This is a genomic window from Paraburkholderia sp. JHI2823 (assembly GCF_038900695.1).
GTDB classification, from domain to species: domain Bacteria; phylum Pseudomonadota; class Gammaproteobacteria; order Burkholderiales; family Burkholderiaceae; genus Paraburkholderia; species Paraburkholderia mimosarum.
In genome coordinates this window covers 68,520-86,511 of sequence record NZ_JAYMRY010000008.1, presented here as the reverse complement: position 1 = coordinate 86,511, position 17,992 = coordinate 68,520, and the positions used below count along the sequence as shown (strand labels likewise).

General features: G+C 66.0%; 16 protein-coding genes. 6 read left to right on the top strand and 10 right to left on the bottom strand.

Annotated features, from left to right (window positions below; translation table 11 throughout):
* Positions 1–10: 10 nt before the first annotated feature.
* Genes gspK through gspG form a run of 5 tightly spaced genes read right to left on the bottom strand, consistent with a single transcriptional unit; the run spans position 11 to position 3,255 of the window.
* Positions 11–1,105 carry a type II secretion system minor pseudopilin GspK gene (gspK, locus tag VSR34_RS11705; RefSeq protein WP_342962541.1) on the bottom strand — a complete coding sequence of 365 codons (1,095 nt, stop codon included), beginning with the start codon at positions 1,103–1,105 and terminating at the stop codon, positions 11–13.
* Between the two features lie 44 nt (positions 1,106–1,149).
* On the bottom strand, positions 1,150–1,827 hold the full coding sequence (locus VSR34_RS11700) for a prepilin-type N-terminal cleavage/methylation domain-containing protein (RefSeq protein ID WP_028211965.1): 678 nt from the start codon (positions 1,825–1,827) through the stop codon (positions 1,150–1,152).
* Positions 1,805–2,227 carry a type II secretion system minor pseudopilin GspI gene (gene gspI / locus VSR34_RS11695; RefSeq protein WP_342962601.1) on the bottom strand — a complete coding sequence of 141 codons (423 nt, stop codon included), beginning with the start codon at positions 2,225–2,227 and terminating at the stop codon, positions 1,805–1,807. Before gspI ends, VSR34_RS11700 begins: the two co-directional genes overlap by 23 nt.
* A 13-nt stretch (positions 2,228–2,240) precedes the next feature.
* Positions 2,241–2,768, bottom strand: coding sequence for a GspH/FimT family pseudopilin (locus VSR34_RS11690; protein WP_028211967.1), 528 nt, complete (start codon positions 2,766–2,768; stop codon positions 2,241–2,243).
* Between the two features lie 22 nt (positions 2,769–2,790).
* Positions 2,791–3,255 carry a type II secretion system major pseudopilin GspG gene (gene gspG / locus VSR34_RS11685; RefSeq protein ID WP_036018958.1) on the bottom strand — a complete coding sequence of 155 codons (465 nt, stop codon included), beginning with the start codon at positions 3,253–3,255 and terminating at the stop codon, positions 2,791–2,793.
* Between the two features lie 211 nt (positions 3,256–3,466).
* Here gspG and VSR34_RS11680 point away from each other — a divergent pair, with 211 nt between their 5' ends.
* Positions 3,467–3,880 (top strand): hypothetical protein, encoded by a 414-nt coding sequence (locus VSR34_RS11680; protein WP_028211969.1) that lies wholly within the window; start codon positions 3,467–3,469, stop codon positions 3,878–3,880.
* 46 nt (positions 3,881–3,926) lie between these two features.
* On the opposite strand, the gene gspF is transcribed toward VSR34_RS11680, so the two are convergent.
* Genes gspF through gspD form a run of 3 tightly spaced genes read right to left on the bottom strand, consistent with a single transcriptional unit; the run spans position 3,927 to position 9,026 of the window.
* Positions 3,927–5,144, bottom strand: a complete 1,218-nt coding sequence (gene gspF / locus VSR34_RS11675) for a type II secretion system inner membrane protein GspF (protein ID WP_028211970.1) — start codon at positions 5,142–5,144, stop codon at positions 3,927–3,929.
* A gap of 46 nt (positions 5,145–5,190) precedes the next feature.
* Complete coding sequence (gene gspE / locus VSR34_RS11670; protein ID WP_028211971.1) at positions 5,191–6,687, bottom strand: type II secretion system ATPase GspE; 1,497 nt, start codon at positions 6,685–6,687, stop codon at positions 5,191–5,193.
* The gene (gspD, locus tag VSR34_RS11665; protein ID WP_342962540.1) at positions 6,684–9,026 is read right to left on the bottom strand and encodes a type II secretion system secretin GspD; all 2,343 of its coding nucleotides are present in this window, start codon (positions 9,024–9,026) and stop codon (positions 6,684–6,686) included. Before gspD ends, gspE begins: the two co-directional genes overlap by 4 nt.
* 588 nt (positions 9,027–9,614) lie before the next feature.
* Here gspD and VSR34_RS11660 point away from each other — a divergent pair.
* A complete protein-coding gene (locus VSR34_RS11660; protein ID WP_042288700.1) occupies positions 9,615–10,061 on the top strand; it encodes a lytic transglycosylase domain-containing protein in 447 nt (148 codons plus the stop codon).
* 135 nt (positions 10,062–10,196) lie between these two features.
* The gene (locus VSR34_RS11655) at positions 10,197–11,546 is read left to right on the top strand and encodes a GTP-binding protein (RefSeq protein WP_342962539.1); all 1,350 of its coding nucleotides are present in this window, start codon (positions 10,197–10,199) and stop codon (positions 11,544–11,546) included.
* Positions 11,547–11,683: 137 nt separating this feature from the next.
* Here the strand turns inward: VSR34_RS11655 and VSR34_RS11650 are convergent, their stop codons facing one another.
* The gene (locus tag VSR34_RS11650) at positions 11,684–11,962 is read right to left on the bottom strand and encodes an HU family DNA-binding protein (RefSeq protein ID WP_027815965.1); all 279 of its coding nucleotides are present in this window, start codon (positions 11,960–11,962) and stop codon (positions 11,684–11,686) included.
* 20 nt (positions 11,963–11,982) lie between these two features.
* Positions 11,983–12,369, bottom strand: coding sequence for a hypothetical protein (locus VSR34_RS11645; RefSeq protein ID WP_154671184.1), 387 nt, complete (start codon positions 12,367–12,369; stop codon positions 11,983–11,985).
* 44 nt (positions 12,370–12,413) lie between these two features.
* Between VSR34_RS11645 and mnmC the strand changes: the two genes are divergently transcribed.
* From mnmC to VSR34_RS11630, 3 genes are all read left to right on the top strand, one after another.
* Complete coding sequence (mnmC, locus tag VSR34_RS11640; RefSeq protein WP_028213261.1) at positions 12,414–14,384, top strand: bifunctional tRNA (5-methylaminomethyl-2-thiouridine)(34)-methyltransferase MnmD/FAD-dependent 5-carboxymethylaminomethyl-2-thiouridine(34) oxidoreductase MnmC; 1,971 nt, start codon at positions 12,414–12,416, stop codon at positions 14,382–14,384.
* A 930-nt stretch (positions 14,385–15,314) separates the two neighbouring features.
* Entirely contained in the window at positions 15,315–16,520 is a 1,206-nt protein-coding gene (locus VSR34_RS11635; RefSeq protein ID WP_028213260.1) for a cation:proton antiporter, read from the top strand.
* Positions 16,521–16,631: 111 nt separating this feature from the next.
* Complete coding sequence (locus VSR34_RS11630) at positions 16,632–17,747, top strand: YbdK family carboxylate-amine ligase (protein ID WP_028213259.1); 1,116 nt, start codon at positions 16,632–16,634, stop codon at positions 17,745–17,747.
* Positions 17,748–17,992: the final 245 nt, after the last annotated feature.

The window sequence follows — 17,992 nt, the reverse complement described above, 5'->3', positions numbered from 1 at the left end:
GGGGACGGATTCATGGTTCGTCGCGAACGCGCACGACGCGCGTCGTATGGGTGAGCGGGTCGCGCCACACGAGCGTCGTGCGGTCCACCTCGGCGCGCTCGTGCAGCACGCGCCCATGCACGAGAAAATAGCTCGTGTTGACGTCGATCTGTGTCGTGTCGACCGAAACCTCCTTCACGCCGGCACCCTGGAGCGCGAGCTGGACGTCGGCCACATTGCGGAAAAACACGTTCTGGCGGTGCGCGACGAGCGCCTGCGCGTTCGAGAGACTCAAGCCCGTGACGACGGAGGCGATCACCTCGGCGCTCGCCGTGTTCATGTTCACGGGCGTCACGGTGGGCAGGACGGTCACGAAGGGACGCAGCCGCGCCACGACGTCGGGCGTGAAGCCGGGGACGTCGAGCAGCGAATCGACGCTCGTCATCAGGAGCGGCGCGACGCCGCTGTTGCTCTCGGCATCCGCGAGGCCCGGGTTGTCGGTGTAGTTGCCGCCGCCCGCCGAACCGCCGCCCGCCGCGAGCGGCGGGGTTTGCGAGCCGCTGTTCATCGCAGTCGGTTGCGCCTGGAAGCGCGTCGCCGAATACGCGAGGCCCGAGCGCAGATACAGCGCGGTGTTCTTCGCGAGCTGCGAGTTGAGGCCGAGGATCTGCAAGAGGCGCGCGAACGCCTCGATCTGCGCGAGGTTCACTTGCAGCGAGCCCGGCGCGCTGGTCGCCACGAGATCGCGCAGGTTGAAGCGCGCCTGGGCATCTTCGATCGAGCCCGAGATCCAGGTATCCGCGCCCTGTTCCGCGTGCGCCTCGCCGATCTGGCCGAGGAAGTCGGACAGCCGCGTTTTTGCGAGCGGCACGCCCCACGTGCCGCCCAGATAGGTGATGCCCGCCGTCGTATCCGCTTCGGAGCGCAGCACGAGGCGCGTCCAGTCGAGCGAGGCGCGCGCGATCCATTGCCCCTGCGCGAGCAGCCGCTGATTCTCGATGCGTCGCAACTGCACTTGCTGACGCCACAACATGCCCGAGACGAGAATCGCCGAGAGCGCCACGACGAGCAGTGCGCTGATGATCGCCGCGCCGCGCCGTGCGCGCGTGGAACGCATGGATCGCATGGATCTCGTGGTTCGGACGAAGGAAGTTCGTTGTGCGCGCAACGTCATTCCCCCACCAGGAACACGCGGATCACCGGCTGCTCGAGCGAGCGCGAACTTACGCTGACCTGCACGCCCGTTACCGCGCGCGGCAGCGGTGCGTTGCCGAGTTGCGGCACCTTGAGACTGTCGTTGTCGCCGTTCACCTGCGAGCGCACGTCCTCCATGTTCGAAGTCCAGCCCGTCTTCGGCACGAAAAGGCGCGCGCTGATGAGGTCCACGCCGCGCATCATCGGCAGCGCGCTCCAGTTGTCGCCCTCGCCGCCGCGCGAGGCACGCCGCAGTTCCCCGAAATTGGCGAGCGGCGGCGATCCATAGCGGACCACCTGGCCGCCCGACACGCGGTATCGCACCACCTGCAGGCGCGGCGCGGCGCCCGGCGGCACGGCGAACGCGCGCACGATCTGGAGCGCGCCGCCATCGAGCGAAATGGCGATGCCGCCCGCTTCGTCGTCGGAGACGGCTTCGCGCAAGTCGATGCGCATCTGGTCGAACATTTGCGCGAACACGCGCTCCTCGGCCATCGAACGCGTGATGGTCTCGCGCCCGCGCACGATTTCGTCGAGTCCGCGCCACGAGAGAATCGCCACGACGGCCATGATGGCGATCGCCACGAGCAACTCGATCAGCGTGAAGCCGCGCGCCGGCGAGACGACGCCGTCACAACGAGCGGTTCGTCTCATTGGCGAGCACCGTGACGAGTTGCGCGAGATTGCCGGAGCGCCCGGGCGTCGTCACCGACACCTCGACGCTGCGAAAGACGGGGTTGGGCGTGTTCCCGACACGCTGCGTGCAGGTGAGCCGCAAGTTGCCCTGCGAGCAGTCGAAGCTGCGCTCGCCCACCTCGGGCCACGCATGCGCGAGGCGCAATTGCGCAAGCACGTTGTCCGCGCTCCAGCCGGCGAGCAGGCGGTCGTGCAGGTCGGCCTCGCTCGCGGCGAGGCTGCCCACGGCGCGCAGCGAAGCGGCCAGCGCAATCGCGATGATTGCGAGCGCAACCAGCACTTCGATCATGGTGAAACCGCGCGTACCGACCGAACTCACGCTGCAATTACGCTTGACCGCGCGCGTTTGCTCACCCATCGAGAGCCGCATCTCAGCGCACCTCGAAGCGGCCGGTGCCGGTGCCGACGATCGTCGCGCGGCCGGCTGGCGAGAAAAGCGTCACCTGCACCGGCACATCGACGGCCTCGGTGCCGAAAATCAGCCGGTTGGCGTTCGTGTCGTCGTCGCCGCCCGGGTAGGTGATCGCCACGCCGGTCACGCCACCTTCCCACTGGCGCGGTCCGAGCAGATCGTCGCGCAGCGGGCGCCAGCCGTCCTCGGTGCGAACATCGAAACGAAACCCGCCCGCCTGCGGCTGCCATGCGATGGGGCGCGCGCGCACCTGTGCCTCGTCGCCCGCCGATTCGAACAGGAGCGCGAGCCGCTGCGCCTCTTCGTTCAAATCGGTGCGCGGATTGCGCGTGAGCGTGAGCGAGGCGAGCGAGATGAGCAACCCCGCGATCAGCAGCACCACGAGCATTTCGAGCAACGTGAAGCCCGCCACGGGCGAGCGGCCGCCCACGCGCGAAGCGCGTGGCAATCGGCGGTCCCGGCAAGGGGAAGGGCGGGGTGCTTGCATGAATGTCGCGCGGTTGGACGACTTACTGCCAGGAACCGATGTCGGCGTCGTTGCCTTCGCCGCCGGGCTTGCCGTCGGCGCCGTAGCTGAACACGTCGACCTCGCCGTGCACGCCCGGATTCAGGTACTGGTACGGGTTGCCCCACGGGTCATTGGGCAGGCGCTCCAGATAGCCGCCTTCCTTCCAGTTGTTCGGCACCGGTTCCGTGGTCGGCTTTTGCACGAGCGCCTGGAGCCCCTGGTCCTGGGTCGGGTAGCGGCCGTTGTCGAGGCGGTAGAGCTTCATTGCCTGCATGATCGTGCCGATGTCCTGGTGTGCGGCGACGCGGCGGGCTTCATCGGGACGGCTCATGATCTTCGGCACGATCAGCGCGGCCAGGATGCCGAGGATCGCGATCACGACCATGATTTCGATGAGCGTGAAGCCGCGTTGGCGGCGCGCGCGGATCAGTTGAATTTCGCCACGGCGTTTGGCCCACATGGACATGAGTGACTTCCTCCCTCGCTAGATTGGGTTGCGAAGCACGCCTGTGCCCCGCGCTTTCGTTGCGCCTGCGATGCCGCCCGCCGTTCTCTCCGGCCGGCCCTTGCACGCATGACGGTTCATTGTAATGTCACGCGATGACGCCTTTCCGACGCCTTGCAGGCATGGCAAACGCGCACATCAAAAAATACATAAACCTTCGTACAATGGGCGCATGAGCCCACTGCAAATCCGCCTCCTTTCCCTCGCCGCCTTCGCGGTGTTCTGCGCTACGGCCACGTGGTGGGCAGTCACGCTCGCCACGAACCGCGCGGCGCCGGTGCAGGCGGCCGCTGCGCGAGCGCCGGTGTCGGTCGACCAGGCCGGCACGCTGTTCGGCGGCAAGCTCGAGCGCAACCCCGTGCAGGACGTTCACCTCTTCGGCATCCTCGCGCTCGCGCAGGGCGCCGCGGCCATCGTGAGCGTGGGCGGCGAACCGCCGAAGGCCATCTCGCTCGGCGGCCCGATCGACCAGAACTCCAAACTCTTCGAAGTGCGCGCCCGCTCGATCGTCATCGACCGTCACGGCGTGCACTCGGAAATCTTCCTGCCGCCCAACGCCGCCGGTCCCACCATCTACGTGCGCTGAGTCTCACCCGCGCCGCGCCTCGTGCGCGCGAGCCTCATTGCACGACTTATTGCACGAGGTTGTTCAGCTCGATGATCGGCAGCATCACCGCGAGCACGATCACGAGCACCACCCCGCCCATCGCCAGGATCAGGAGCGGCTCCAGCAGGCTCGTGAGAAACATCGTGCGCCGCTCGAGTTCGCGCGCTTCGCCTTCGGCGGCGCGGTCCAGCATGGTCGTCACGTCGCCCGTCGCCTCGCCCGAGCGGATCAGGTGCACGAGCACGGGCGGAAACGTCTTCGTGTTGCCGAGCGCGCGCGAAAGCGACGTGCCTTCGCGCACGCGCACGATGGCGTCGTCGATGTTCGTGCGCATGGCCTTGTTCGAGAGCGTTTCGCCGGCCGCCTGCAGCGCGCGCAGGATCGGCACGCCGGCCGCGCTCAGGATGCCGAGCGTGCTCGCGAAGCGCACGGTGTTGTAGCCGCGCACGAGCTTGCCCGCGAGCGGAGCCGTGAGCAGCCAGCGGTCGAACGAGAGGCGCGGGCCGGGCCGGCGCAGGATGCCGCGCACGATCCACGAAACCAGTGCCACGACGATCAGCACCGCCCACCACCACTGACGCACGAATGCCGAGAGCGCCATCATCACGATGGTGAGCAGAGGCAACTGCTGCTTCGTGCTGGCGAACACGTTCACGACCTGCGGCACCACGTAGCTGAGCAGGAACGTGACGATGCCGAACGCGATGATCGTCACGATCGTCGGGTACGTGAAGGCGAGCACGATCTTCTGCTTGAGCGCATTGCGCTGCTCGATGTAGTCGGCCAGACGCGAAAGCACGATGCCGAGCTTGCCGGTGTGTTCGCCCGCGGCCACGAGCGCGCGATAGATATCGGGAAAGTCGCGCGGATGCTGCTCGAGCGCGCTGGCGAGCGAATGGCCGCCCAGCACCTCGGCGCGAATCGCCGCCATCAGTTCGCGGATGTAGTCGCGCTCGGCCTGCTCGGTCAGCACGGCAAGCGCCTCGCCGAGCGGCAGGCCCGCCACCAGCAAACTCGCGAGCTGGCGCGTGAGGATGGCCTGCTCCCGCTGCGAAAGCTTGCGCCCGAGCGCGAGACGCTGCTGGCGCGCGCCGCGCGTGCGGCTCGCAGCCGGTTCGACCACGAGCGGCGTGAGGCCCTGGCCGCGCAGCAGTGCGCGCGCGCCGCGCGCGCTGTCCGCGTCGAGGACACCCTTTTGCGCCTTGCCCGTGGGGTCGATGGCTTCGAAGCGAAATGCCGGCATGGTGCTGATTGCCCTCGCTTTTATTGACGGTCCATCTGGCGGTTCATCATGCGCCGCCCGTCACTCGCAGCACTTCTTCGAGCGAAGTCGTGCCCGCGTCGAGCCAGCGTTCGCCGTCCTCGCGCAGCGTGCGCATGCCCTGCGCGCGGGCGGCCTGGAAAATCTCCGCATCGGCGGCATTGCGGTGAATGAGCGCGCGGATCGGCTCGTCGATGAGCAGCAGCTCGTACACGCCGCGCCGCCCGGCGTAGCCCGAATGGCTGCAACGGTCGCAGCCCACCGGATGCCAGCGCTTCCTGCCGTCGTCTTCCACGCGTTCTTCCTTGCAGAACGGGCAGAGCTGGCGCACGAGGCGCTGCGCGAGCACACCGAGCAGGGACGAAGCGAGCAGATACGGCTCGACGCCCATATCGGTGAGACGCGTGACGGCCGACGCAGCGTCGTTGGTGTGCAGCGTGGCGAGCACGAGATGGCCAGTGAGCGAGGCCTGCACGGCGATCTGCGCGGTTTCGAGGTCGCGGATTTCACCGATCATGATGATGTCCGGGTCCTGACGCAGGATAGAACGCAAGGCACGCGCAAACGTCATGCCGATACGCTCGTTCACCTGGGTCTGGCCAATGCCCGAGAGGTCGTACTCGATCGGGTCTTCCACGGTCATGATGTTGGTCGTGGCGGTTTCGAGCCGCGACATCGACGCGTAGAGCGTGGTCGTCTTGCCCGAACCCGTGGGCCCCGTGACCAGCACGATGCCGTGCGGCTTCGCGATCAGCTGATCGAACTTGCGCAGCGTGTCGCCGGCCATGCCCAGCGCCTCGAGGTTCAGCCGCTGCGCGTCCTTTTCGAGCAGACGCAGCACCGCGCGCTCGCCGTGCCCCGTGGGCAGCGTGGAGACGCGCACGTCCACGGGCCGCCCGCCCACGCGCAGCGTGATGCGGCCGTCCTGGGGCAGGCGTTTCTCGGCGATGTCGAGCTGCGCCATGATCTTGATACGCGAAATGAGCGCGCCGTGCAGCGCCTTTTTCGGACGCACGACGTCGCGCAGCGTGCCGTCCACGCGAAAACGCACCACGGATGCGTTCTCGAACGGCTCGATGTGGATGTCCGACGCCTGCTCGCGCGCGGCCTGCGTGAGCAGCGCATTGATCATGCGGATGATCGGCGCGTCGTCTTCCGACTCCAGCAGGTCCTCCACCTCGGGAATGTCCTGCATGAGGCGCGAAAGATCGACTTCGCCTTCCACTTCGCCGACCACCTGCGCGGCGCTGCCGTCCTGGCGCGCGTACGCCTGGTTGATGGCCTGCGCGAGTTCGTCGGCGTTCACGCGCACGAGCGCGAACGCGCCGAAGTTGCGGGCGACCTCGGCGATGGCGGCCTGCGACGTGCGCTCGCTGATCCACACTTCGAGGCCTTCCGCGTGCTGCTGGGCGACGAGAATCTGGCCGCTGCGCGCGAAGCCGTACGGCAGGAGGCGGGCGGCGAGCGGCGAGGGCGGCTCGCGCTCGGTGCCGCTCCCGCCGCCGTGCGCGTGAGGCGTGCTCACGGCTGCACCCTCGTGGTCGTGGCCGGCTGCTCCACGGGCGCCGTTTGGACAGGTTCGGCAGGCTGCTGAACAGGCGCCGGCTGCACTTGCGTGGCGCCGGCCGGAGCCGGAGTCGTCGCGGGCGGCACGCCGAGCGCCTGCTGACGCCGCATCTGGTCGAGATCGAACAGGTTCAGCACCGAGCCGCCCTGGCTCGGGCCGACCGGCATTGGCGGCACGACCGGGTCGTCCTTATCCTTGATCAGGTTGTTGTCGGACCGGTAAGCGCCCGTCACGCCCTGGATGTAGTCGTAGCGGTTCGCCGTCACGGCTTGCGCGGTGTCGCGATCGTTGATGATCACCGGACGCAGAAACACCATCAGGTTCGTCTTCGCGCGCGTCTTGTTTTCGGAACGGAACAGCTGGCCGATCCACGGGATGTCGCCGAGCAGCGGCACCTTGCTGTTGCTGGTCTGGTAGTTGTCCTGCATCAGGCCGCCGAGAACGATGATCTCGCCGTTGTCGGCCAGCACCGTCGACTGGATCGAACGCTTGGTGAACTCCGGGCCGGCCGGATTGGTCACCGAGTTCGTCGTGCCGTTCACGATCGCCGAGTCTTCCGTGTAGAGCTGCAGCTTCAGGATGCCGCCGTCGGTGATCTGCGGCTTGATGTGCAGCGTCAGACCCACGTCCACACGATCGAAAGTGTTGAACGCCGTGCTCGTCGTGCCGCTCGTGAGATTGGAATACGACCCCGTCTGGATCGGCACGTTCGTACCGACGACGATTTTCGCCTCCTGGTTGTCGAGCGTGATGAGGTTAGGCGTGGACAGCACATTGGCGTCTGCTGATTGCGAGAGCGCTTGCAGTAGCGCGCCGAGACCCCGGACTCCGAAGATGTTCTTGATCCAGCCGACGTTGAGGCCCTGCTGGAGATTGGACGCCCCGAGCGCGCTCGCGAGGCCGCCGGAAGCGGCATCGGCTGCCGCGGCCGCCGTCAGGTTGATGATGCTGTTGCCGCTGCCGGTGGCGAGATTGGTATTCGCGTAAAGATTACCGTTTGCGACCTGCCACTGAATGCCGAGGTTGGCGTTCGTGTTCGAATTCAGCTCGACGATCAGCGCTTCGATGTAGACCTGTGCGCGGCGCGCATCGAGCTGGTTGATCACGCTACGCAGATTGCGGTACACCGCGTCCGGCGCCGTGACGATCAGCGAGTTCGTGGCCGCGTCCGCCTGGATCATGCCGCCCGGCTGGTTCTCCTCACCCTTGTCCTTTTCGCTGCCAAAGTACTGCGCTTCGTTGCTGCCGCCGCCGCCGTATGCGCCGCCGCCCGACATCGAACTGCCCAGCGACGAACTGCCCATCGACGAACTGCCGCCCAGCGAGTTCGGCAACGGCGGCGTGCCGGATGTGCCCGTCGACAGGCCGCCGCCGCTGCTGGTCTGGTTGAAGCCGCCCGCATTGCCCGGCGACGAAGACGACGGCGTCTCGTTGCCGCCTTTGCCCAGCATGCCGCGCAGGGTCTTGGCGAGCTGCGTCGCGTCGGCGTTGCGCAGCGGCACGACGTGGATATTGCCCGGCATGCTGGTGGGCGCATCGAGCTGCTTCGAGAGCTGCACCGCGGAGGCGAGGCGCTGCGTGTTCGACGCGCGCAGCATCAGCGAGTTCGTGCGCGGGTCGGCGATGACCGAAACCTTCAGCGACGGGTCCGAGGCGCCGATCGCGCCCGGATCGAGCATCTTCGCGATTTGCGGCGCGATGTCGAGCGCGTTGGCGTTGTGCAGCGGCACCACCTGCACCTGCTGGCCCGCAGCCGAGTCCACACCCGCGATGATCGAGGCGATACGGCGTACGTTGTCCGCGTAATCGGTCACGATGAGCGTGTTGTTGGACGGGTAGGCGGCAATGGTGTTGTTCGGCGAGATGAGCGGACGCAACACGGGCAGCAGGTTGTTGGCCGACTCGTGCCTGAGCGTAAAGACCTGGGTAACCACCTGATCGCCGCGCGCGGTGGGCGCGTTGCCGACGTACGTAGGCACGCCCTGGAGCTTGGCGTCCGCCTCCGGCACGACCTTGAGCACGCCGTGATCCTGCACGAGCGCGAAGCCTTGCATGCGCAGCGCCGACTGCAGCGTCTTGAGCGCCTGGTCCTCCGGGACCGGGTTCTCGGAGACGAGATTGAGCTGCCCCTTCACGCGGGGATCGACGATGATCGTTTTGCCGGTGGCGGCGCCGATCGCCTTCGCCACCTGATCGATGTCGGCGTTGACGAAATTGAGCGTGACCTGCGCATACGCGAGTTGCGCCGTAATGAGCCCGCTCACGAGCAGCGCCGTCGCGACGCGACGCAAAGCCATACGATTTCTTCTCATGGGTGTCATATCGGAGCCGGCGGCAGACGCGCGGCTATTCGTCCTCGACGTACGGCTAGTGGGCCGGCTCGCCTGTGCTTGAGTGACCGATGCGCTCGCCGGTTCCCTTCAACCGGGACGCCCCTTGATCAACAAAAAAATGAACAGTAGCAGCTTTTCATGTCCAATTTGTCACAAAAGATGGGCCCACGGGGAATTCCTCTAGTCGCCAGGGCGCAACCGCACCCAACCCCAAGCCATTTGTAAGCGTCGCGGCATCCCTCGCGCCAGGTATCGCTCGGTCCTCGCGCTTCTCGTTCCCGTTTGCGTTCGCCTCGCTTGTCCGTCCGGTTAGCTTGACGCGTCAAGAGCGACCGGTATCATACGAGCGGCCCCCTTAATGACGAACCTGCCTTTCACCGGGCTTTTATGTGGGAATTCCCGCATTTGCCGGCAGATTTCGTGCCTGCCAGCGATAGATTGCGTCATCCTTCAGACTACTGGCCGGCACGTCGTCCATGCAGTGAGCGACTGTCACCGGTTCGAATCAACCCGTTGCCGTTTGCATTTATTGAAGCTTCCGCGCGAGTCGCCATGCATCCCGTCTGCTCCGCTTCGTTTGCCGCTGCCGTGGTGCTCGCCCTCGCGAGCGCCAGCACGCTCGCACACGCGGACTGTTTCGACGAAGCCGCGCGATACCAGAAAGTCAATCCACTGATCCTGCGCGCCATCGCCTGGCAGGAATCGCACAACCGTCCCGACGCGCTGCACAGGAATGCGAACGGTTCGACCGACTACGGGGTCATGCAGATCAATTCCGTACATCTGCCCTTGCTCTCGCAATACGGTATTTCGTCGAGCACGCTCATGGAGCCGTGCAAGAACGTCTATATCGCCGCGTGGCATCTGCGCCAGAAGATGAACAAGTACGGCAACACGTGGGCCGCCGTCGGCGCCTACCACTCCGAAACCCCGACGCTGCGCGACCAGTACGCGCAGCAGATCGCCGATATCCTGCGCAAGTGGCATCTCATGCAGTAGCGCGCTGAGTGGGCGGGCTCGCGCCGCGCGGCGCGCTTGCATGGTGCAAAATGCTGGCTGGCGCTGCGAACTTGCGGGGATTTCGATCCTTTCACGCGGCGCATCTTCCGATTCCACTTTCTGCACCACACTGCGATGAACCAGCCGCCACTGCCCGTCACCGTGCTCTCCGGTTTTCTGGGCGCGGGCAAGACCACGCTGCTCAACCATATCCTCTCGAACCGCGCGGGCCTGCGCGTGGCGGTGATCGTCAACGACCTCGCTTCGGTCAACATCGACGCCGCGCTCGTGCGCGACGCCCCGGCGCTCTCGCACGTGGAAGACCGCGTGGTCGAGATGTCGAACGGCTGCATTTGCTGCACGCTGCGCGACGACCTGCTCACCGAGGTAGAGCGCCTCGCCGACCCAGCACGCGCCGGGCAGCGCTTCGACGCCATCGTGATCGAATCGACCGGCATTGCCGAGCCCATGCCGATCGCCGAAAGCTTCACGTTCGCGAGCGACGACGGCATCGCGCTCGACGCACTGGCGCGCCTCGACACGATGGTCACGGTGGTCGACGCATTCAACTTCCTGCGCGACTACGCGAGCGCCGATCAACTCGCGGAACGCGGCCTCGCGGCCAGCGAGGACGACGACCGCGCGATCGTGGAGTTGCTCGTCGACCAGGTGGAGTTCTGCGACGTGCTCGTGGTGAACAAGGCCGACCTCGTGAGCGAGGACGAACTCGCGCGCCTGCAGCATATTCTCGCGTGCATCAATCCGCGCGCGGTGCAGATCGTGAGCCGCTTCGGCGAGGTTCCGCTCGAGGAGGTGATCAATACCGGGCGCTTCGATTTCGATGCGGCTTCGAGCGCACCGGGCTGGCTCGCGTCACTGCACGATCACTGCGACGACCCGGTGCATTGCCACGATCCGGAGCACACGCATACGCGGCGCGGCAAAGCCGATGAATACGGCATCAGCCACTTCGTTTATCGCGCACGCCGCCCGTTTCATCCCGAACGTTTCTGGGCGCTGCTCAACGAGGAGTGGAAGGGCGTCCTGCGCTCGAAGGGCTTTTTCTGGCTGGCCACGCGCAACGAGGTGACGGGCACGCTCTCGCAAGCAGGGGGCGTATGCCGTCATGGTCCCGCGGGCACATGGTGGGCGGCGCTGCCACGCGAGGAATGGCCGCAGGATCCGGAGCTGGAAAAAGAAATTGCCGCGGACTGGCTGGGCGACCTTGACGACCCCAGCATCGGCGACCGCCGCCAGGAACTCGTGATGATCGGCGTGGATCTCGATCGCGACGCATGGCGCGCGAAGCTCGACGCGTGTCTCCTCACCGACGCGGAATACGCAGCCGGCCCCGACGCCTGGCAAACGTGGGCCGACCCGTTTCCGTCGTGGGAACTGGATGACGACGATCACGACCACGACCACGACCACGATCATCGCGACCGCGGCGACGGGCACGGTGAGATCGTCCATCGTCCCGACTGATCGTTACGACGCCAGGACGAGGCGCCCGATGGCGCGGCATCTGCGCGGCGCCGTCTCCTTTGGCGCCGCGCGAACGCAGGAATCGCGGGCGAAAAAAAACCCGCCAGGGGCGGGTGTCAACTTAAAGCGGCAATCGTTTAGCGCTTGTTGACGGCGTCCTTGAACGCCTTGCCAGCCGTGAACTTGACGGTCTTGGCAGCGGGAATCTTGATGGTCTCGCCGGTCTTCGGGTTACGGCCCGTACGGGCTGCGCGCTTGCCCGAACCGAAGCTGCCGAAGCCGATCAGCTGCACTGCGTCACCCTTCGACACAGCCTTCTTGACCACTTCGAGGAGCGTGTCCAGCGTTTCGCCGGTTTGTGCCTTGCTAGCGCCCGTCTGTGCTGCGACGGCGTCGATCAGTTCCTGTTTATTCATTGAGAAGTTCCTTTCTGTGTTTAGGTTGACACGAACAGCGCGAACGCGCCGATTATACGGACGCGTGCCGCGCCGTCGAGCAGCGACGGACCCGGAGCACCCCGGCGATTTCGCGTTGCGGCGGCTAGCGTGTGTCCCGTGCCGCAACGGCCGTGCTGCCGCTTCCCTGGGCGGCGCTTGCTATGATAGCGCAGCGCAAACCCAATAACGACAAGGGTTTCGAAGATTTCGCGACGCACATGCGGGTTTTTCGGGGCGTGCAGATGATTTAGGGCTGTCGACCTCGCAAATTTCCCCGAACGCGACCCTTTCGCCGTCGCGCGCGTTGCGCGGTGCCAACGCAGCATCCGCTCGAACAGCCGCCTGGCAAGCGTTTGCGGCGACACCATCAAGCGGCGTGCAGACATATTCCACGCTCGTTCCCGCTTTCATCTTTCGCTTCGCCTTCCTCATGACCGCCACCCTGACACCCGCCACACTCGCCTTTCGGGAAGACGGCACGCCTTTTTCGCCGACTTACGGCGACGTTTATCACAGCACTGCCGGCGCATTCGCACAGGCCCACGCCGTCTTTCTCCATGGCAATGCGCTGCCACAGCGCTGGCAAGGGCGGCGGATCTTCACCGTGGTCGAAACCGGCTTCGGCATGGGCGTGAACTTCCTCGCCACCTGGTCGGCGTGGCGTGACGATCCGGCGCGCTGCGAACGGCTGCACTTCGTTTCAGTGGAAAAGCATCCATTCGCGCGCAACGACTTGCGCACCGCGCTCGATGCGCTCGTTGCGCACGCACGCGAAGCGCCGCTGGCGCGAGAACTCATCGATGCCTGGCCAATGCTGGTACCCGGCACGCACCGGCTGGAATTCGAGGGCGGGCGCGTCACGCTCACGCTTCTTTTCGGCGACGCGCTCGAGGTATTTCCCAAAATGTGGATGCGCGCCGATGCGATCTACCTCGACGGCTTCGCCCCGGCAAAGAACCCGGAGCTTTGGTCGCCCGCCATCTTCAAGGCGCTCGCGCGCATTGCCGGCGAGGGCGCGACCTTCGCAACCTGGAGCAGTTCCGGCGAGGTGAAGCGCGAGTTGCTGCAAAACGGCTTCGAATACCGCAAGGTCGAGGGTTTCGGCGGCAAGCGGGCGATGCTGGTCGGACGCTTCGCGCCGCGCTGGCGCGTGCGCCGCTACGAGCCGCCGCTGCCGCTCGCGCTGCGCGAGCGGCACGCGATCGTGGTGGGAGCGGGCCTGGCCGGCTGCGCGCTCGTCGAGCGGCTTGCCGCGCGCGGCTGGCGCGTGACGCTCATCGAACGCAACGCCGCGCCGGCGCTCGAGGCGTCCGGCAATCCGGCGGGCGTGTTTCATCCGCTGATTTCCCGCGACGACAGCAGCGCCTCGCGCATCACGCGCGCCGGGTTTCTCTATGCACTGCGGCGCTGGGCCGCACTCGAAGCGGCCGGCCATGCGCCGAGGCGCACCCGTGCCGGCTTGCTCCACCTCGCCACCGACGACGAATCACGTGCTGTCGCCGCAGCGCTCGATTCGTTCGGTTATCCCGACGAATTCGCGAGCGCCGTCACGCGCGAACAGGCCGGGATGCTGGCCGGCGTCGCGCTCAATCAAGGTGGCTGGTTCTATCCGCATGGCGGTGCGATCGATCCGGCATCGCTGTGCCGCGCGCAATGCGCCTTCGCTTCAGCGTTGCCCGGCGCGCAGGTCGACTTGCGCTTCGGCGTGCGTATGGGACACATAGCGCGCGCCAGCGGGCCCGCGTCCGACGAATGGCAGGTGTTCGACGACGCGGGCAAGCTCGTCGCGCAGGCGGGCGCGGTGATCTTCGCCAACGCCCAGGACGCGTCGCGCGCCGCCGCGCTCGCGCACGCGCCCACGCGCATCGTGCGTGGGCAGCTCACGCTCGTCGATCCGAGCCCGCTCGCGAACCTGCGCGTGCCGGTGATCGGCGAGGGCTACGCGGTCCCGCTCGACGGCGGCGTGACGCTCGCGGGCGCCACCTACGAAGTCGACGACGCCGACGACGCGCTGCGTCCAACGGGTCACGCCGAGAACCTCTCGCGCGTCGCGCACATGCTTCCTGAGCTTGCCGCCGCCCAGGGCGACTTCGCCGGCCGGGTGGCGTTCCGCTGCGTCACCAGCGACCGCATGCCGATGCTCGGCCCGCTCGCCGACGAAGAGGCCGCCCGACGCGACGCGCAGCGTCTCGCCGGCGCCTGGCCGCTCGACCTGCCGCGGGCAGCCGGTCTCTACGGGGCGTACGCGTTCGGTTCGCGCGGTCTCGTCTGGGCGGGGCTAGGCGCCGAACTCATCGCCTCGCAGATGGAAGGCGAGCCGTGGCCACTCGAGCGGGATCTCGCCGACCAGCTCGATCCGGCGCGCTTCCTCCAGCGCGCCTTGCGCCAGCGCGGCCTCTGAGCGCGCCGCGCCCATACACGGCGCCCCGGTTATCCCCGCGAATCTGTGGATAACCGGGCGAATTGCCGGCGAATCGAGTGTGGACGCGATGTGGACGTAAACGGGGTAACTCAGCACGCCGCGAGCCAGGCCCAAAAGTTACTCTCCGAAGCACGCGCGGTCCGCACATCCTTTGCGTGCGGTTGTGCGAGCGCCAAGCCTCTGATCCTTCTCGGTAAACCCCGGTTATCCACAGGAAACCCAGGCCCTTGTTAACTTCTACTACGTATACATACGGTAAACCGTAAACACCAAAGCTATGGCCATCGCCGGCGGCAAGTAAAAACAAACCCGTGCGTCATAAAAACTGACGAAATCCTCCACCTGATAGGTCATTTTTTCCGCATACGTCGCGAAATAGCGCCCAATAGGGTCGCTATTACCGTCTTTGTTCGCGAATTTGGAGCGAAGCGGGCATTTCGCGGGGAGCTATGGCACAATCGCCGTTCTTTCCGCGTCAAGGGCCGCAGCAGACGGCCGACGCACCTACGGAACGGTTGCCCCTCATCCTGAATCTGAGTGCTCAGGGAAGGCGGCGGCGTTCGTTCATCCAACTCGGGCGCAGCCACACCACGCGAGGCGCCCGTACCGGCTGTTCGCCGCAGCACCACGATGTGCCGGCGCAACGGTTCGCCGCACTCGCGTTTGCCGCAATCGCCGCAGCAAGCGCGTGTTCACGGCGGCTCGCCGCATCGGACCACGCAAGCAGGCACAGGCAGGGCGGTCGCACGCAAGACGCGCGGCGTCGATCGGGGAGTGGCGCTGCCATTCGGGCGTCGCTCGCCTCGCGCGGCACGCGGCTTGCCCGTTCGCCAGCCGTATGTCGATCCACCGTCGGACAGCCGGATTCGATCCCACGCAAGTTGTCGTTGCCAAGGAGAAGCCACCACGATGAAGTCGGCGTTTTCGTTTTTTCCCGCCTGGCCGTTGCAACTCGACGGAATTTTCTGGGCCGGGCTCGCCCTGCTCGCCGCCGGTTTGTGCGGCGAGCTTTGCTATCGGGCGTGGCGTTTGCCGCGGATTTCCGGCTATGGCGTGATCGGGCTGATTGCCGGATCGGCCGGGTTCGGCGTGATCGATGCCGACGTCGGCACGTCCGCGCGGCCGCTGCTCGATGTCGCGCTCGGCCTGCTGCTGTTCGAGCTGGGCAGCCGGCTCGATCTGCGCTGGATTCGCCGCAATCCGTGGCTGATCCTTTCGAGTCTCGCCGAGGCGTCGCTCACGTTCGTGCTCGTGCTCGTCGTGCTGCTGTTCCTTTCCGTCCCGACGATGATCGCGCTCGTCGTGGCCGCCATCGCCATGGCGACGTCGCCCGCGATGGTGATCCAGCTCAAAACCGAGTTGCGCGCGGAAGGCCAGGTCACGCAGCGTTTGCTCACGCTCACGGCGCTCAACAGCATGTACGCCGTGATCGTGGAAAAGCTCGCTTCGAGCTGGCTGCACCAGGAAATCTACGGCAACGTCTTCGCGACGATTCTTCAGCCGCTTTATCTGCTGGTCGGCTCGCTCGTCGTCGCGTTCGTGCTCGCCCGCGCGTGCACGCTTTTTTACCGGCGCCTGAGCCCGCAGGACGAGCACTCGTTCGTCGCGCTTTTCGGCCTCGTGCTGCTCGCGATCGCCATTGCGCATCTGCTCAAGCTTTCGACGATCCTGAGCCTGCTCGCGGCGGGCATCATCGTGAAGAATCTCGAGCCGCGTCCGCAATTGTGGCCGCAGCACTTTGGCACGGCCGGGTGGCTCCTCACCGTGATTCTCTTCGTGCTCACGCTCACCGCTTTCCAGTGGCACGACATTCTGGTGGGTGGCGTGGCCGCGGCGGGGCTGATCGTCGCACGGCTCGTGGCCAAACTCGTCGGTGTGCTGATGTTTGCGAGACCGAGCGGGCTGCACTGGAAGCAGGGCGTGGCGCTCGGTGTCGCGCTGACGCCGATGTCCGCGCTCGCGCTGCTGCTCGTCGACGACACCTACGAGCTTTATCCGACCTTCGATCCGCGCCTGCGCGCGATCATCCTTTGCGCGATCGTCGTGCTGCAGCTCCTCGGGCCGTGGCTCGTGTATCGCGCGCTTGCGCTCGTTGGCGAGCGCGGCGAAAAGTGAAATTCGTGCCGCGCGCGGCGGGCAAACCGTCGTGTGCGGCGCCTTGCAATACTCGCGCCGCGCCCAGCCCGGATACCCGGCTTTGCGCGGTGCGGCTGAAGAGGGCACGCCATGTCACTGGAAACATTTGTCGATTCGAAGCCGTTCACGTTCGGCATCGAACTCGAAATGCAGATCGTCAACACGCACGACTACGATCTGACGAAGGCGGGTAGCGACCTCATGCGCCTGCTCAAAGATCAGGAGATTCCGGGCAACATCACGCCCGAAATCACCGAAAGCATGATCGAGCTTTCCACCGGCATCTGTACGAATCACGAGCAGGCCGTGGCCGATCTGCGCAGGATTCGCGACGTGCTCGTCGCCGCGGCCGATCATCTCAACGTCGGCCTGTGCGGCGGAGGGACGCACGCGTTCCAGCAGTGGAGCGACCGCCGCATCGTGGATACGCCGCGCTTTCAGTATCTTTCCGAGCTTTACGGCTACCTCGCGAAGCAGTTCACCGTGTTCGGCCAGCACGTGCATATCGGCTGTCCGGATGCCGACAGTGCGCTTTTCCTGCTGCACTCGCTTTCGCGGTTCATTCCGCATTTCATCGCGCTCTCGGCTTCGTCGCCCTATGTGCAGGGCGTGGACACCGGATTTCATTCGGCACGCCTGAATTCCGTGTTCGCGTTTCCGCTTTCGGGCCGCGCGCCGTTCGTGCTGAGCTGGGAAGAATTCAAGGAGTACTTCTCGAAAATGGTGCATACGGGCGTTGTCAACAGCATGAAAGACTTCTACTGGGACATCCGCCCGAAACCCGGCTTCGGCACGATCGAGGTGCGCGTGATGGACACGCCGCTTTCAGTCGAGCGCGCCGCCGCGATCGCCTGCTACATCCAGACGCTCGCACGCCATCTTCTGACCGACCGTCCGATCGTGCCGCTCGAAGACGATTATCTGGTGTACACGTTCAACCGCTTCCAGGCGTGCCGCTTCGGGCTCGCCGGCACGTGCGTGAATCCGCAAACGGGCGAGCGCCGCACGATTTCCGAGGACATCCTCGAAACGCTGGAGCGGATCGCGCCGCATGGGGAGGCGCTCGGCTCGATGCGCGCGCTCACCGAAGTCGGCACGATCGCGCGCGCACAAACCAACGACGCGAGCTGGCTGCGCAGCGTAGTCGCCGACGAGAAGTCATTGCACGAGGCGGTGCGCCAGCAGTGCCTGCGCTGGCGCGCCTGACGGGAAAGGCCGGCGCGCAGGGACACACAGGAGGACTGAGCGAATTCGCGTGGAGCGCGCGCGGGTTCTGCGCCCGGAATGCGGGATGGGAAGGGCGGCTTTCCGGTTGCCCTTCGCGTTTGCGGGGCCGCAAGCGCAACGGGAACGAGAGTCGATCGAGACACAGGGGCGGCCAAAACGGGTCCCGCAGGTCCGGCAAGTGACATTTTTGAGGCTACCAAAATTTTTTTGTTGGTTTCGAGGTA

Coding starts and splice junctions, on each gene's coding strand:
- VSR34_RS11650 (WP_027815965.1), bottom strand. CDS start 11,962: ATGAATAAACAGGAACTGATCGACGCCGTCGCAGCACAGACGGGCGCT.
- VSR34_RS11690 (WP_028211967.1), bottom strand. CDS start 2,768: ATGCAAGCACCCCGCCCTTCCCCTTGCCGGGACCGCCGATTGCCACGC.
- VSR34_RS11680 (WP_028211969.1), top strand. CDS start 3,467: ATGAGCCCACTGCAAATCCGCCTCCTTTCCCTCGCCGCCTTCGCGGTG.
- gspK (WP_342962541.1), bottom strand. CDS start 1,105: ATGCGATCCATGCGTTCCACGCGCGCACGGCGCGGCGCGGCGATCATC.
- VSR34_RS11630 (WP_028213259.1), top strand. CDS start 16,632: ATGTCACTGGAAACATTTGTCGATTCGAAGCCGTTCACGTTCGGCATC.
- VSR34_RS11655 (WP_342962539.1), top strand. CDS start 10,197: ATGAACCAGCCGCCACTGCCCGTCACCGTGCTCTCCGGTTTTCTGGGC.
- VSR34_RS11645 (WP_154671184.1), bottom strand. CDS start 12,369: ATGTCTGCACGCCGCTTGATGGTGTCGCCGCAAACGCTTGCCAGGCGG.
- mnmC (WP_028213261.1), top strand. CDS start 12,414: ATGACCGCCACCCTGACACCCGCCACACTCGCCTTTCGGGAAGACGGC.
- gspF (WP_028211970.1), bottom strand. CDS start 5,144: ATGCCGGCATTTCGCTTCGAAGCCATCGACCCCACGGGCAAGGCGCAA.
- gspI (WP_342962601.1), bottom strand. CDS start 2,227: ATGGGTGAGCAAACGCGCGCGGTCAAGCGTAATTGCAGCGTGAGTTCG.
- gspD (WP_342962540.1), bottom strand. CDS start 9,026: ATGGCTTTGCGTCGCGTCGCGACGGCGCTGCTCGTGAGCGGGCTCATT.
- VSR34_RS11635 (WP_028213260.1), top strand. CDS start 15,315: ATGAAGTCGGCGTTTTCGTTTTTTCCCGCCTGGCCGTTGCAACTCGAC.
- gspG (WP_036018958.1), bottom strand. CDS start 3,255: ATGTCCATGTGGGCCAAACGCCGTGGCGAAATTCAACTGATCCGCGCG.
- VSR34_RS11700 (WP_028211965.1), bottom strand. CDS start 1,827: ATGAGACGAACCGCTCGTTGTGACGGCGTCGTCTCGCCGGCGCGCGGC.
- VSR34_RS11660 (WP_042288700.1), top strand. CDS start 9,615: ATGCATCCCGTCTGCTCCGCTTCGTTTGCCGCTGCCGTGGTGCTCGCC.